This window comes from Streptomyces sp. NPDC002730 (assembly GCF_042888805.1).
Lineage (GTDB): Bacteria > Actinomycetota > Actinomycetes > Streptomycetales > Streptomycetaceae > Streptomyces.
In genome coordinates, this window is sequence record NZ_JBIAQG010000005.1 from 292166 (window position 1) to 307004 (window position 14839).

9 protein-coding genes are annotated in these 14839 nt (G+C 67.2%); 3 read left to right on the forward strand and 6 right to left on the reverse strand.

Annotation, left to right across the window (positions count from 1 at the left end):
- Nucleotides 1–26: 26 nt before the first annotated feature.
- Both murJ and ACFYXH_RS15000 read right to left on the reverse strand, forming a co-directional pair.
- Complete coding sequence (gene murJ, locus ACFYXH_RS14995) at nt 27–2177, reverse strand: murein biosynthesis integral membrane protein MurJ (RefSeq protein WP_389562662.1); 2151 nt, start codon at nt 2175–2177, stop codon at nt 27–29.
- Nucleotides 2178–2222: 45 nt separating this feature from the next.
- Nucleotides 2223–4571 carry a DUF6049 family protein gene (locus tag ACFYXH_RS15000; RefSeq protein ID WP_389562665.1) on the reverse strand — a complete coding sequence of 783 codons (2349 nt, stop codon included), beginning with the start codon at nt 4569–4571 and terminating at the stop codon, nt 2223–2225.
- 180 nt (nt 4572–4751) lie between these two features.
- Here ACFYXH_RS15000 and ACFYXH_RS15005 point away from each other — a divergent pair, with 180 nt between their 5' ends.
- On the forward strand, nt 4752–6194 hold the full coding sequence (locus tag ACFYXH_RS15005; protein ID WP_389562667.1) for a CCA tRNA nucleotidyltransferase: 1443 nt from the start codon (nt 4752–4754) through the stop codon (nt 6192–6194).
- Between the two features lie 108 nt (nt 6195–6302).
- Here ACFYXH_RS15005 and ACFYXH_RS15010 read toward each other — a convergent pair whose 3' ends face one another.
- From ACFYXH_RS15010 to ACFYXH_RS15025, 4 genes are all read right to left on the reverse strand, one after another.
- Nucleotides 6303–6857 (reverse strand): hypothetical protein, encoded by a 555-nt coding sequence (locus tag ACFYXH_RS15010; RefSeq protein WP_389562668.1) that lies wholly within the window; start codon nt 6855–6857, stop codon nt 6303–6305.
- Between the two features lie 50 nt (nt 6858–6907).
- Entirely contained in the window at nt 6908–8176 is a 1269-nt protein-coding gene (locus ACFYXH_RS15015; protein WP_389562670.1) for an MFS transporter, read from the reverse strand.
- Between the two features lie 77 nt (nt 8177–8253).
- Nucleotides 8254–9336 carry an inositol-3-phosphate synthase gene (locus ACFYXH_RS15020; RefSeq protein ID WP_389562672.1) on the reverse strand — a complete coding sequence of 361 codons (1083 nt, stop codon included), beginning with the start codon at nt 9334–9336 and terminating at the stop codon, nt 8254–8256.
- Nucleotides 9337–9395: 59 nt separating this feature from the next.
- Nucleotides 9396–10112 (reverse strand): helix-turn-helix transcriptional regulator, encoded by a 717-nt coding sequence (locus ACFYXH_RS15025; RefSeq protein WP_389562673.1) that lies wholly within the window; start codon nt 10110–10112, stop codon nt 9396–9398.
- A 359-nt stretch (nt 10113–10471) separates the two neighbouring features.
- On the opposite strand from ACFYXH_RS15025, the gene ACFYXH_RS15030 reads away from it, so the two are divergent.
- Both ACFYXH_RS15030 and ACFYXH_RS15035 read left to right on the forward strand, forming a co-directional pair.
- Nucleotides 10472–13177 carry a transglycosylase domain-containing protein gene (locus ACFYXH_RS15030; protein ID WP_389562674.1) on the forward strand — a complete coding sequence of 902 codons (2706 nt, stop codon included), beginning with the start codon at nt 10472–10474 and terminating at the stop codon, nt 13175–13177.
- Between the two features lie 119 nt (nt 13178–13296).
- On the forward strand, nt 13297–14838 hold the full coding sequence (locus tag ACFYXH_RS15035) for a glycosyltransferase family 87 protein (RefSeq protein ID WP_389562675.1): 1542 nt from the start codon (nt 13297–13299) through the stop codon (nt 14836–14838).
- Nucleotide 14839 lies beyond the last annotated feature (1 nt).

Sequence of the window (14839 nt, forward strand, 5' to 3'; positions counted from 1 at the left end):
GACGATGGTTGTGCGGTACTCGCGTCCTACCGTCCGAGGCGTCCGCGGACCATTCCGACCAGGGCGTTGAGCTCATCGATACGCATCCGCTTCGCGGCGACGAAGAAGACGCCCAGCAGGACGATTCCGCCGGCGACCAGCGCGGCGAGCGAGCCTGCAGCGCCGCTGCCGAGTCCCTTCATGACGAAGAAGGCGACCGCACCGCCGGCGGCCGCGGCCGGGACGGAAGCCATGCCGAGCCGGGTGTACGTACGCATGACGCGGGAGCCGTCCAGGTCGCCGTCCAGCCGGTTCTTCAGCCGCCGCCAGGCGACGCCCACGCCGACGGCGTAGGCGAGGCCGTACGAGGCGCCCATACCGACAACCGCCCACTGGGCCGGCAGGACCACGTAACAGAGCGCGGAGGCGGCGGCATTGACCCCGGCGACGATGACGGTGTTGTAGAAGGGCGTGCGGGTGTCCTCGTACGCGTAGAAGCCGCGCAGTACGACGTACTGCACGGAGAACGGGATGAGGCCGAGGCCGAACGCCATGAGGATGAAGCCCATGCCCCGGGCGGACTCCAGGCCGCTGGAGGCGAACAGGAGCGTGGACATCGGGACGCCGAGGGCGAGGAACGCGAAGGCGACCGGGACGATGGCGACCGCCGAGTTGCGCAGGCCCTGGGAGATGTCGTCGCGTACGGCCCCCGGGTCGTTGTCGTGGGCTGCGCGGGAGATGCGGGGCAGCAGGGCGGCCATCACCGAGACGGTGATGATGGCCTGCGGCATGCCCCAGATCAGCTGGGCGTTGGAGTAGGCGAGGATGCCCGCGCCGGACCTCCCGGAGGCCTCACCGGCAGCGGTGGCGAGCTGGGTGACGACCAGCACACCCGCCTGGTTGGCGAGGACGAACAGCACGGTCCACTTGGCCAGCTTGACGGTCTTGCCGAGGCCGTGGCCCTTCCAGTCGAAGCGGGGACGGAAGCGGAAGCCCGTCTCGCGCAGATACGGGATCATCGACAGGGCCTGGACGGTGAGACCGAGCAGGGTGCCGATGCCCAGCAGCCGGACACCCTCCGGCGGGATGGTCTGGACACCCATCTGGGATTCGGCAGAGGTGCCGTAGACCCAGATGAACAGGCCAAACGTGGCGATCATGACGATGTTGTTGAGGACCGGAGTCCACATCATCGCGCCGAACTTCCCACGTGCGTTGAGGATCTGGCCCATCACCACGTGCACGCCCATGAAGAATATTGTGGGCAGGCAGTACCGGGCGAAGGTGACGGCGACGCTGTTGGCCGCCGGTCTGCTGGCGATGGTGTCCGACATCAGATGGATCAGCAGCGGTGCCGCGAATACCGCGATGGCGACGATGATCCCGAGCGCCACCATGACGAGGGTGAGCAGACGGTTGGCGTAGGCCTCGCCGCCGTCGTCGTCGTTCTTCATCGAGCGCACCAGCTGCGGCACGAAGACGGAGTTGAGGCCGCCTCCGACGGTGAGGATGTAGATCATCGTCGGCAGGGTGTACGCCACGGTGTAGGTGTCACCGAGCAGTGAGGCGCCGAGCGCAGCGGTGATAACCAGGCTGCGGACGAAGCCAGTGAGGCGGGAGACCAGGGTGCCCGCGGCCATCACCGCGCTGGATCTCATCAGGCCGGAGACCCGGCCGCTCGGCTTTTTCGGGGCGGGCGGCGCCGGGATCGGCTCGGGAGTGGGCGAGGGCTGACCCGATGTCTGCTGGTCCCGGTAAAGGTGCGCGAACGCGTCAGGCTCCGGTTCCTCCTCGCCGGCCCGGGTGACCAAATCGTCCACGCCCGTGAACTGGGTGGTCCTGGCGTTCTCCCCGTACGGCAGATGACGCGACGGTCCGGCGGGCTCGGGCGGCGGGGTCTGCGCCCAGACGTGGGGGTCCGGGGCATGCTGCGGAGTCGGCGGCTGCTGGTACAGGGCCGGCGGTTCCTGATACGTGCCCGGAGTCGGCGGCGGGTGCGAGGCGCGGTCGTAGAGCGCCTCGGTCACCGGGTCCTGCGCGGACAGATCCTGCGCCTGGTAAGGATCACGGGCGTAGGCGTCCTGGATGTACGGGTCCTGTGAGTACGGTTCGGGGGCAGGCTGCGGCGGCGGAGGAACCTGGTCTGCCGGGTCTCCGCCCGCGCCCTGACCGCGGTCACCGTCGTACGGCGCGTTCATTGCTACCCCACCTCATCGTCCCCGGCCGGCCGGCCACGACATCGCTCAACGGTCCACTTTCTCACCCGTGCCCGACGGGTCGCCGCTTTCCGGTCCGGTGTCCGGTGTCGGGTCACTCGCCTGCCCGGGATCGGGGCTGTTGATGTCACCTTCCGAGCCCTCAGTGCCCTCAGCAGCCTCCTCTGTGCCCTCCGCATCCTCCGCGGCCGCCTCGCGGGCAGCCGCGCGCTTGCGCTGGCTGTACATCCTGACGCCTGCGAGGACGAGCAGCAGGACGCCGCCCGCGATGACGAGCATCACGGTCGGTGTGATCTCGGAGACCTTCACCGTGAACTCCATGGGCAGGCCGTACGGCTTGCCGTCCTCGGTGTAGAGCTGGGCCGTCATCTGCACCGGGCCGTTGGCGTTGGCCGAAGCGGCGAATTTCACCGACTGGCTGTGGCCGCCCTCGACCTTGATCGGCTGCTCGGCGATGCCCTTGTCGTGGTCGAGGCTGAGGCGCGTGGGGTTGTCCGACCTCAGCCGCAGCACCAGATGGTCGATGCCCTGGACCAGCTTGTTCTGCACGGTGACCGGGATTGTCGCACTGCGTCCCGACAGAGTCACCTGCGACTTCTCGATCAGCTGTACCTCTTCGGTGAGGCTCTGCAGATAGGTCCGCACACTGTCGCGATACAGCTGGGCCGCCGCAGGGCTGCCGCGCCAGGACGTCGACATCTCCCGGTCGATCGCCCGGCCGAACGGCGTCACCACCCGGTCCTGTGCGGTGAGGATGACCTTGAAGTTGTCCAGGGTGTTCTGTGTGGTCCTGATGTCCTGGAACGCCTGGACCGGCAGCTCCTGCTTCCGCAGCTGACCGGGGTAGCGGGAGGAGGCGGGCACCTTGGTCGTCGCATCGGCGTCGGGCTTGGCGCCCGCGGCTGCGACCAGATCGAGCGGCTGGGTCCAGCGCTGAGCATTGAGGGCTTGCAGCGCGCGGGCCATGGACTGCGCCTGGGACGCGGTCGGCATCCGCTGCGGGGCGACGACGATGCTCCGCTCCTTGCCCGGGACCTGAAGGGTCAGCGCGAGCGTCTGAGCAAGGAACTCCTGTACAGCGAGAGTGGAAGTCCCGGTCTTCAGCATGTCGCCCTGGAAGGCGGTGGAGAGCCGGGCGTCGGCGACCACCGCCGTCGTCCCGCCGCCAATCGGCCGCGCCGAGCTGGGCGTGTACGACAGGTTGTCCCGCAGGCTGTCGCTGCGGGCGATCACCTTGTGGGCGCCGGCAGAGGTGGCGACGTCGACGATCGAGGAGTCGATCGCTCCGTCCACCGGCCAGGCGAAGTCGACGGTCGGCTTCACATGGACGATCGTTTCCACCGTCGTCTCGGCGACTTCGGTGGCCGGCTGCAGATGGCTGAGAGAGCCGGAGATGTCCTTGCCGCGGTGGGCCAGGGACGCCAGATCCGGGTCGGCGAACGGCAGAGCGACGACCTTGCGCCCCTGCACCGCGGCTTCGACGGAGCGCAGCCACCGCTTGGCCAGTGCCTGGTTCTTCCCCGCGACGGTGGTGGTCCCGTTCTTGACCTGGTAGTTCCTTGTCATCGCATCGACTGTGGCCAGCAGATCCGGGTCGATGACCCAGGTCACGGGCAGATCGCTGCCCAGCGAGACGAGCTGCTCGAGCCGCCCGCCGGGCGCAAGTTCCCTGGCCAGACTCTCGTCCTCGAAGACCGGGGTCTGCTGCTCGTCGGACCCGGTTTCCGCGGTGAGGTGCGTCGAAGAGATCAGCGGCCAGAGATAGGTGAACTGGGTTTTCTTCTCCGTGGCCTCGGGCTGCCAGGGCAGGAAGGTGCGCTCGATGCCCAGCACATGGTCGAAGGGCTCGGCCGGGGTCTGCCCGGACAGGGACACACCGAGCTGGTAGACGCCGTCTTCGGTGAGTTCGAGGTCACTCAATGGGACCGAGAGCTTGAAATCCCGGCTGATGTGGGAGGGGAGCTTCGGGATCTTGACCGTGTACTTGCCGTCGACCGGCGCAGGGTCGATGCCCGCGGCGTAGCCGGTCCGCTCGGCGGCACGGTCGATGGCAGTCCTGCTGGACAGCGTCGGCCCCACCCGTAGATCGACCTGAGCGTCGGTGACGGTCTGCTTGCCCTTGTTGTACACCGAGCCGGAAATGGTGAGTGTGTCGCTCTTGCCCGGGGCGATCGGCGTAAGAGTGTCGAGAGACACATCGACTGTGCGGGAGCTTGTGGCGGTTTCGGTGGTCTCGGCGGCGTGCGCGGAAGCAGCGGCAGGACCACACAGCAGTCCGGCCACGAGCGGGGCGCCGGCGATCAGGGAGGCTGTGCGTCGCAGCCACCGGCGGGCAGGAGAAGGACCCATCCCCTGGAAGTCTGCCGCCTCGGCCACGCGCTCGCCCGTCCCTTGTCGTCTGGTGCCTCTGGTGCTTCTCGGCTCTTGCGTCCACGCATGGTAACGAGGTGCGCGGCGCCGAAGTGCCGCGGAGTGCCCCACATGATCGGAGGGAGCTTCCGGGGCGGCCATAAACAGGGGCGCTCAGGTCGGCCCCGGCACGTACCCTTTTCTGTTGTGCCGAACGCCAATGAAGAGAACCCCACTGCACTGAGCCAGGTGCAACGCCGCGCGGTCAGCGAACTGCTGCGGGTGTCCCCTGTCGCCGACGACCTCGCCCGCCACTTCCAGGAGGCCGGGTTCAGCCTTGCCCTGGTCGGGGGCTCGGTCCGGGACGCACTGCTCGGCCGGCTCGGCAATGACCTGGACTTCACGACGGACGCCCGTCCCGAGGACGTGCTGAAGATCATCCGCCCCTGGGCGGACTCCGTGTGGGAGGTCGGGATCGCCTTCGGGACGGTCGGCTGTCAGAAGGGCGGCTACCAGATCGAGGTCACGACGTACCGCTCAGAGGCGTACGACAGGACGTCCCGTAAGCCCGAGGTTTCTTACGGCGACTCGATCGAGGAAGACCTCGTACGCCGCGATTTCACCGTGAACGCGATGGCCGTGGCGCTGCCGGAGAAGGAGTTCATCGATCCGCACGGCGGTCTGGAGGACCTCGCCGCGCGCGTCCTGCGGACCCCCGGTACGCCCGAGGAGTCTTTCTCGGACGACCCGCTGCGGATGATGCGGGCCGCCCGTTTCGCCGCGCAGCTGGACTTTGAGGTGGCGCCCGAGGTCGTCACCGCGATGAAGGAGATGGCGGACCGTATCGACATTGTCTCCGCCGAACGGGTGCGCGATGAGCTGAACAAGCTGATCCTTTCCACCCACCCCCGCAAGGGGCTGGGACTGCTCGTCGACTCCGGCCTGGCCGACCATGTGCTGCCCGAACTGCCTGCCCTGCGTTTGGAGAGTGACGAGCACCACCGGCACAAGGATGTGTACGAGCACTCGCTGATCGTCCTCGAGCAGGCCATCGACCTTGAGGAGGACGGCCCGGACCTCGTGCTGCGGCTGGCCGCGCTGCTCCATGACATCGGGAAGCCGCGGACCCGGCGCTTCGAGAGCGACGGTCGCGTCTCCTTCCACCATCACGAGGTGGTGGGGGCGAAGATGACCAAGAAGCGGATGACCGCGCTCAAGTACTCCAACGACATGGTCAAGGACGTCTCGCGGCTGGTGGAGCTGCATCTGCGGTTCCATGGCTACGGGACCGGGGAGTGGACCGACTCGGCAGTGCGGCGGTACGTACGTGATGCGGGGCCGCTGCTGACCCGGCTCCATAAGCTGACCCGCTCGGACTGCACCACGCGAAACAAGCGCAAGGCTAGCGCCCTCTCCCGGGCCTATGACGGGCTTGAGGATCGCATCGCGCAGCTTCAGGAGCAGGAGGAGCTGGACGCCATCAGGCCCGATCTGGACGGCAACCAGATCCAGGAGATCCTGGGGGTGGGTCCCGGTCCGGTGATCGGCAAGGCGTACGCGTTCCTGCTGGAGCTGCGCCTGGAGAACGGGCCGTTGGGGCATGACGCGGCGGTCGCGGCGCTGAAGGAATGGTGGGCGACGCAGAGCTGAGTGCGGGCGCTGAGTGTGAAACGGCGCCATGTTTCACGTGAAACATGGCGCCGTTTCGATACGCCGAGGGCGGTGTTTCACGTGAAACACCGCCCTCGGCGTATGCGGCTACTTCTTGATCTCGTTCAGGCAGAGCACGAATTGGTTACCCGAGCTGCGCCTTCCCCCACGCGTCTGCTCGACATAGCTTGCATCGGACTTGCAGCTGCTCGTGTCCGTCGTGTTGGGGAGCATCTCAGTGACCTTGTAGGCAGCCTTGGAGTCGCCGCAGTCCACGACCTCAAGATCGGCGTTGGCCGTGGATCCGCTGTTCTTCATGCAGTCGCCGACTTCCGCCTTGTCGGCATCGTCCTGGCTCATGAAGTAGGCGACCGCGAAGACGATCAGGGCTATGACGGCCACGATGATCTTCAGGATGGTCTTGGCGCCGAGGCCGCCGCCACGGGACGAGGGCGCCGGCGGCGGGGTGCCCCACTGCTGTTGCTGCGGCGGGTGCGGCTGCCCCTGCTGCTGCGGGTGGCCGTACCCCGGCTGTTGCTGCTGCGGGTAGGGCTGCTGTTGCTGCTGCGGATATCCGTAGCCGGGCTGCGGCGGGTACGGCTGCTGTGCGTACGGATCAGGGTGTCCGTACGCGCCCGGGCCCTGCTGCGGCGGGTAAGTCATGCGGGAAGTCCCCCGTAAACGTTTGCGATCCTTCGTTTGACGCGGGCACGCTATAGCACTGTGCCAACACGGCTCCAACGGGCCATAGTTGCGGCGACAACCGCGTAGATGAGCGCGACCATGACGACCAGGGGCACCGACCGGCCGTCAGGAGGCAGCATCAGCACGGCGACTCCCGCAGCGCCCACGAAGGCGACGTTGAAGAGCACGTCGTAGAGGGAGAAGATCCTGCCGCGATAGGCGTCGTCCACCGATGTCTGCACCACGGTGTCCGTCGAGATCTTTGCGCCTTGGGTGATGAGCCCCAGGACGAACGCGGCGACCAGCATCGGTACAGGCGCGAATGGCAGCCCCAGGGCCGGTTCGAGGACGGCTGCCGCTCCCGAGCACGCCACCACCCAGCCGAACTGGCCGAGCCGGCCGACCGCCCAGGGGGTCAGCACGGCCGCCGCGAAGAAGCCGGCGCCCGAGATGAGGATGGCCAGGCCCAGCAGAGCCAGGCCGTCCGACTGCTTCTCGTACCAGGCGTACCGGCACAGCATCAGCACCATGACGGTCAGTGCGCCGTAGCAGAAGCGCATGAGCGTCATCGCGGCCAGCACGCGGGCTGCCCTACGACGCTCGGAGAGGTGCCGCAGTCCGGCCGCGAGCCCATGCGCCGTGGACGCCAGCGCGGCAGTCAGCCGCGGCTGCACCAACTCCTGCTCGGGGCCGAGTAGTTCACGTGTCATCCGGAGCGAGGCCAGTGCCGAGCAGAGGTAGAGGGCGGCGCCGAGCAGCACCACCGCGGCATCGGAGTCTGCGGACACCAGCCGTACCGCGAAGGCGAGTCCCCCACCCGCGGTCGCGGCGAGGGTGCCGGCCGTCGGCGAGAGGGAGTTCGCCATGACGAGCCGGTCGGTGTCGACCACACGGGGCAGCGCGGCCGAGAGGCCGGCCAGCACAAAGCGGTTGACCGCTGTGACGGACAGGGCCGAGGCGTAGAAGAGCCAGTCGGGTACGGAGGCCAGGATCAGCAGTGCAGTGACGCCGGCGAGAAGAGCCCTCAGCAGATTCCCGTACAGGAGGACCTGACGGCGCTGCCAGCGGTCCAGCAGGACGCCCGCGAAGGGGCCGATCAGGGAGTACGGCAGGAGCAGCACGGCCATGGCGGAGGCGATTGCGGCCGGGGAGGTCTGTCTCTCCGGGGAGAAGACCACGTACGTGGCGAGCGCCACCTGATAGACGCCGTCGGCCGACTGGGAGAGCAGTCGGACCGCCAGCAGCCGGCGAAAGTCGGTCAGGCGCAGGAGTACGCGCAGATCACGTACGACAGGCATGCGAGCAAGCGTCACATACGCGGAGGGTCCCCGGGCGGATTACCCGGGGACCCTCCGCGACTGAGCAGGACGAACGCTTAGCGCTCCACTTCGCCCTTGATGAACTTCTCGACGTTCTCGCGAGCCTCGTCGTCGAAGTACTGGACCGGCGGGGACTTCATGAAGTACGAGGAGGCGGAGAGGATCGGGCCGCCGATGCCGCGGTCCTTGGCGATCTTCGCGGCGCGAACGGCGTCGATGATGATGCCCGCGGAGTTCGGGGAGTCCCAGACCTCGAGCTTGTACTCGAGGTTCAGCGGCACCTCGCCGAAGGCACGGCCCTCGAGGCGGACGTAGGCCCACTTGCGGTCGTCCAGCCAGGCCACGTAGTCCGACGGACCGATGTGGACGTTGTCCTCGCCCAGCTCGCGGTCGCGGATCTGGGAGGTGACGGCCTGCGTCTTGGAGATCTTCTTGGACTCCAGGCGGTCACGCTCGAGCATGTTCTTGAAGTCCATGTTGCCGCCGACGTTCAGCTGCATCGTGCGGTCCAGGACGACGCCCCGGTCCTCGAAGAGCTTCGCCATGACGCGGTGCGTGATGGTGGCACCGACCTGCGACTTGATGTCGTCACCGACGATCGGCACGCCGGCCTCGGTGAACTTGTCCGCCCACTCCTTGGTGCCGGCGATGAAGACCGGGAGAGCGTTGACGAACGCGACCTTGGCGTCGATGGCGCACTGCGCGTAGTACTTCGCAGCGTCCTCGGAACCGACGGGCAGGTAGCAGACCAGGACGTCGACCTGCTTGTCCTTGAGGATCTGGACGATGTCGACCGGAGCCTCGGCCGACTCCTCGATGGTCTGGCGGTAGTACTTGCCCAGGCCGTCGTAGGTGTGGCCACGCTGCACGGTGACGCCCGAGTTCGGCACGTCGCAGATCTTGATGGTGTTGTTCTCGCTGGCGCCGATGGCGTCCGCCAGGTCGAGGCCGACCTTCTTGGCATCCACGTCGAAGGCGGCCACGAACTCGACGTCAGAGACGTGGTATTCGCCGAACTGGACGTGCATCAGACCCGGCACCTTGCCGGCCGGGTCGGCGTCCTTGTAGAACTCGACGCCCTGCACCAGCGAGGCGGCGCAGTTTCCCACGCCGACGATGGCTACGCGAACCGAACCCATTCCGGTTGCTCCCTGTGTGATCTCGGTATTCCGGATGAAACCCTGCGGATCGCAGAGCCTTACTTGGCGGTGTCGTCGGACGGATCCGGCGGGGTGGAGGGTCCTGGGGACATGCCCCCGGACGACTCGGCACCCCTGTGCCGGGGCAGGCCGCCCGTCGCTCCAGGTGTGTTGTCCTGCTGAGCTGAGCTCTCGGGTGAGGGCTGTCGCTGATCCCGCCCCGCTCGCTCGCTCTCGATGAGCTCGTTCAGCCAGCGCACTTCGCGCTCCACGGACTCCATTCCGTGGCGCTGCAGCTCAAGCGTGTAGTCGTCGAGGCGCTCGCGGGTACGAGCCAGGGAGGCGCTCATCTTCTCCAGACGCTCCTCCAGCCGGCTGCGACGGCCCTCGAGTACCCGCATACGCACCTCGCGCTCCGTCTGCCCGAAGAAGGCGAAGCGAGCTGCGAAGTGCTCGTCCTCCCAGGTGTCCGGTCCGGTGTGCGAAAGCAGTTCCTCGAAGTGCTCCTTACCTTCCGCCGTCAACCGGTAGACGATCTTGGCGCGGCGCCCTGCGAGTGATGCGGCGAGGGCGTCCTCAGGAGCGCTTCCCGGCTCCTCGATCAACCAACCGTTGGCGACCAGCGTCTTGAGGCAGGGGTAGAGGGTGCCATAGCTGAAGGCCCGGAAGATCCCCAGCGAGGTATTGAGCCGTTTCCGCAGCTCATAGCCGTGCATCGGGGCCTCACGGAGAAGACCGAGCACGGCGAACTCGAGGATGCCGGAGCGCCTGCTCATCGTCGCCTCCCTCGCCGCGTCGGTCTCTTATGTCGTGCTGATGTATCGACTCGATACATCAGCACGATAGAACGAGGTTTCTGCTGCGACAAGAGGGGCCATGGTGAACGGCGTCACATCGTCAATTCATAGGGGGCGAATTGCCTGATTTGGGGTGAACTTTGGTGCTAGGTAGGTTTTGACCGTGCGTAGTCTGTGCGGCATGCAGACCGCCGGGAACCATGTGACGCCTGAGAGCGTCCTTGGCGTGGATGTACAGCGGATGAGCTCTTTGCGGGGCTGGTCCGTATCCATTTCGGGGGGACCGGAACTCAACTGCCGCTTCCAGGCGTCTCGCCTGCCCGAGGAGTAGTCGTTCGATGAGCGAGCACCGTCGCAAACCGCCGCAGCAGCCGGGTGGCGGACGGGCCGGGGCCAGGCGCGCCGCCCAGCCGCCCGCCGGCCGCCGCGCAGCCCCGAGCCGGGGCACCACGTCAGGCTCCCCTTCCGCCTCTTACGGCGAGGAGCGTCCGTACAGCGGCCGCGCCGAAGCCCGCCGTGCCGCCCAGCGCAGCGGCGGTGGTCGCAGACGAGCGGAGGAAGGCGCGGGCGCCGGTCACGGAGGTCGCGGTGGCGGCCGACGCGGCGGCGGCGGCGGTGGCGGGGGCCATGACGGTCCCGGCCGCGGTCGCGGGGGGCGTCCGTCCAAGAAACGGATCATCGACTACCCGCGCCACAACAAGTACGGATGGCGGCGGTGGGTGCCGTCGTGGAAGCTCGTCACCGGGCTGTGCCTGGGCTTCGTCGGCAGCCTGATGGCCGCGGCGACCATCGCGTACGCGATGGTGCAGGTTCCGGACCAGGACAAGGCGGCCAAGGCGCAGAACAACGTCTACTACTGGGCGGACGACACCCCGATGGCCGCCACCGGCGGCGAGATCAACCGGCAGATCATCCCGATCTCGCAGATCCCCGAGAACATGCAGAATGCGGTGATCTCGGCGGAGAACAAGACGTTCAAGAGCGACTCCGGCATCGACCCGATGGGTATCACCCGGGCCCTGGTGAACATGGCCAAGGGTGGGCAGACCCAGGGTGGCTCCACCATCACCCAGCAGTATGTGAAGAACGCGCGGCTCGGCGACCAGTCCCAGACCCTGAGCCGTAAGTTCAAGGAGCTCTTCATCTCCATAAAGGTCGGCACCGAATTGGGCAAGCCGGAGATCATGGAGGGCTATCTGAACACCTCGTACTACGGACGCGGTGCCTACGGCATTCAGGCCGCCGCCCGCACGTACTACGGGAAGGACGCATCGAACCTGAACGCGGGCGAGTGCGCGTTCCTCGCCTCGCTCCTGAAGGGCGCCACCTACTACGACCCGGCCGGCGCCGTGGACATCGACGCAGCGGCGACGCCCCAGGCCAACACGGTCCGCGCCACCAAGCGCTGGAACTGGATCCTCGACGAGATGGTCAAGGACGGCCACCTTCCTGCCGCCGAGCGGGCCACGTTCAAACAGCTCCCGATGCCCGTCGCGATCAAGAAGGACGCCCAGCTGAGTGGGCAGGTCGGCTACCTGGTGGACCTTGCCAAGTCCAACTTCCTCAACAACAACGACCAGGGCATCGACTCCGACGACCTCGCGAAGGGCGGCTATGAGATTCACACGACCTTCGAGAAGGACAAGGTCGACAAGTTGAAGGCCGCGGTCAAGAAGGTCCAGGACGCCAACATCAAGCCCAAGAAGCGCCCGGACACGGACACCTTCGTGCAGTTCGGCGGCGCCTCGGTCAACCCGAAGACCGGCGCGATCGCCGCCGTCTACGGCGGCGACGATGCGACCAAGCACTTCACCAACAACGCCAACGAGACCGGTGCCCAGGTCGGATCGACCTTCAAGCCGTTCGTCCTGGCGGCCGCGATGGAAACCGGTGTGCGTGACCCCCTCAAGCCCGAGGAGCAGGGGCTGGATGATCGCAAGATCGTCGATCCCGACAAGAGCGTCTACAACGGCAAGAACAAGCTCAAGATCAAGAAGTACGACGGTTCCATCTGGACGAACGAGAAGGGAGAGGAGTGGCTGCAGACCAACGACGGCGGCGAGTCGTACAAGAACATCACCTTGCGTGAAGCCATGGTCCACTCCGCCAACTCGCCCTTCGTGCAGCTGGGCATGGACATCGGCATCCCGGAGGTCAGAAAGTCGGCGGTGAAGGCCGGCCTGCTCGAGTCCTCCTTGTCCAAGTCGAACGTTCCGTCCTTCTCGATCGGTATTTCTTCCCCCAGCGCCATCCGGATGGCCGGCGCCTACGCGACGTTCGCGGCCAACGGCAAGCAGCGCGACCCGTTCTCCGTCAAAAAGGTCGAGCACGAGGGCAGGACGGTCTACGAGCACGAGGACAGGACCAAGCAGGCCTTCACCACGGCCGTCGCGAGCAATGTGACCGACGTGCTCAGGTCTGTCGTCGACGAGCCCGAGGGCACCGGCAAGAACGCCCGGCTCCCCGGCCGGCAGGTCGCCGGAAAGACCGGTACGACCGACGGCAACAAGTCGGCCTGGTTCGTTGGCTACACGCCCCAGCTGTCGACCGCCATCGACATGTACCGGCTCGACGACAACGAGAAGAGCAAGAAGCGCGAGTTCCTGGAGATGTACGGCACCGGCGCCCAGGACAAGATCCACGGAGCGTCATTCCCCTCCGAGATCTGGCAGACGTACATGAAGGATGCGCTCAAGAACACGAACCCCGAGCCCTTCCCCGAGCCTGAGCCCATCGGTGAGGCCGTCTGGGGTGGCGGCGCGTCCAGCCCGGCACCGACGCCGTCCAGCACGCCGTCCAGCACCCCGTCCTCGACCCCGTCGGCTACGCCATCGGGTACGCCGTCCACCAGCCCCAGCCCGAGCCAGTCGTGCAATCCGTGGCAGGACTGGACCTGCGGCACCCCGGGCGGCGGTGGCAATGGCGGAGCCGACGGTGCACCCAGCGGCACCCCGTCGACCAGTCCGACGGCGACACCGCCAGGAACCAACGGCGGCAACGGCGGCAACGGCAACGGAGGCATCTTCGGAAGGCCGGCCGGCTAGCGGCCGCCGATTCCCCACGGCAACGCCGCGAGGGCCGCCGCCCGGTACGCACAGCACCTGTGCGCTCCGGTGCGGCGGCCCTCGCCGTCTCCCCGACCCCGTACGGCAGGATGTGCAGCATGCCCAGCGCAGAAGAGACGAGCGTGTACCAGGACCGGCGGGACCGGCGAGACCGGCCGGAGCAGCCGGATGTACGGCCCACGCGGCGGGACTCCGTCGCCGCCTCCGGCAGCGAGCTGATCGGCGGTCCGGCCGGCCGCTGGGCCTGGCGCGGAGGCAACGGCTGGCTCACTCCCGTACGTGTCATCGCACTCGTGGCGATCGGGATGTTTGCGCTCGGCATGGTGCAGAAGATGCCGTGTTACAACTGGGCCTGGTTCAGGGGCGCCAGCTCCCAGTACACACATGCTTGCTATTCGGACATTCCGCACCTGTACCTCGGTCGCGGCTTCTCCGAAGGTCTCATTCCGTACTTCGACCGGTTGCCCGGCGACATGGAGTACCTGGAGTACCCCGTCCTGACAGGGCTGTTCATGCAGGTCGCGTCGTGGCTCGACGTGGCCGGCGGCTCCATGCAGAACCAGGAGCAGATGTACTGGATGGTCAATGCGGGCCTGCTGATGATCTGCACCGCGGTCATCGCCGTCTGTGTCACCCGCACACATCGCCACCGTCCCTGGGATGCACTGCTGGTGGCCCTGGCGCCCGCCTTCGCGCTCACCGCGACCATCAACTGGGATCTGCTGGCCGTGGCGCTCACGGCCGCAGCGATGCTGATGTGGTCACGCGGCCGGGCGCTGGCCTTCGGCATCCTCATCGGGCTCGCGACCGCCGCCAAGCTCTATCCCGTGCTGCTGCTCGGTCCGCTGCTCCTGTTGTGCTGGCGGGCGGGCAAATGGCGAGAGTTCGCCACTGCGTCGCTCGGTGCGGCAGCCGCCTGGCTGGCGGTGAACCTGCCCGTGATGCTGCTGGCGCCGGAAGGGTGGAAGAAGTTCTACACCTTCAGCCAGGAGCGGCAGGTCGACTTCGGCTCGTTCTGGCTGATCATCACGCAGCGTACGGGCGAGCCACTCGAAGTCGAGTCGGTGAACACCTACGCGACGCTTCTGATGATCCTGGCGTGCGCGGGCATCGGCGCGCTGACGCTCAGCGCGCCGCGGCGGCCCCGTTTCGCACAGCTCGTCTTCCTGGTCGTCGCTGCGTTCATCATCACCAACAAGGTCTATTCACCGCAGTACGTACTGTGGCTGATTCCGCTCGCCGCGCTGGCCAGGCCGCGCTGGCGGGACTTTCTGATCTGGCAGTCCTGTGAGGTCATGTACTTCCTGGGGATCTGGATGTACCTCGCGTACACGACCAGCCCCAAGCACAAGGGCCTGCCGCCCGAGGGCTACCAGGTCGCGATCGCCCTGCACCTGCTGGGGACGCTGTACCTGTGCGCGGTGGTCGTGCGGGACATCCTGAAGCCGGAGCGGGACGGCGTACGGATGGACGGATCGGACGACCCGTCGGGCGGTGTTCTCGACGGGGCCGACGACGTCTTCGTACTGGGGCATGCGGCCCATCCTCCACGGCATGCGGCGCAGGCAGTGGAGGGACAGCGGGTGCAGTGGGGGAAGCCGTCCCAGGAGTCCGGTACGGAACCCCAGCCGTCGGCTTAGG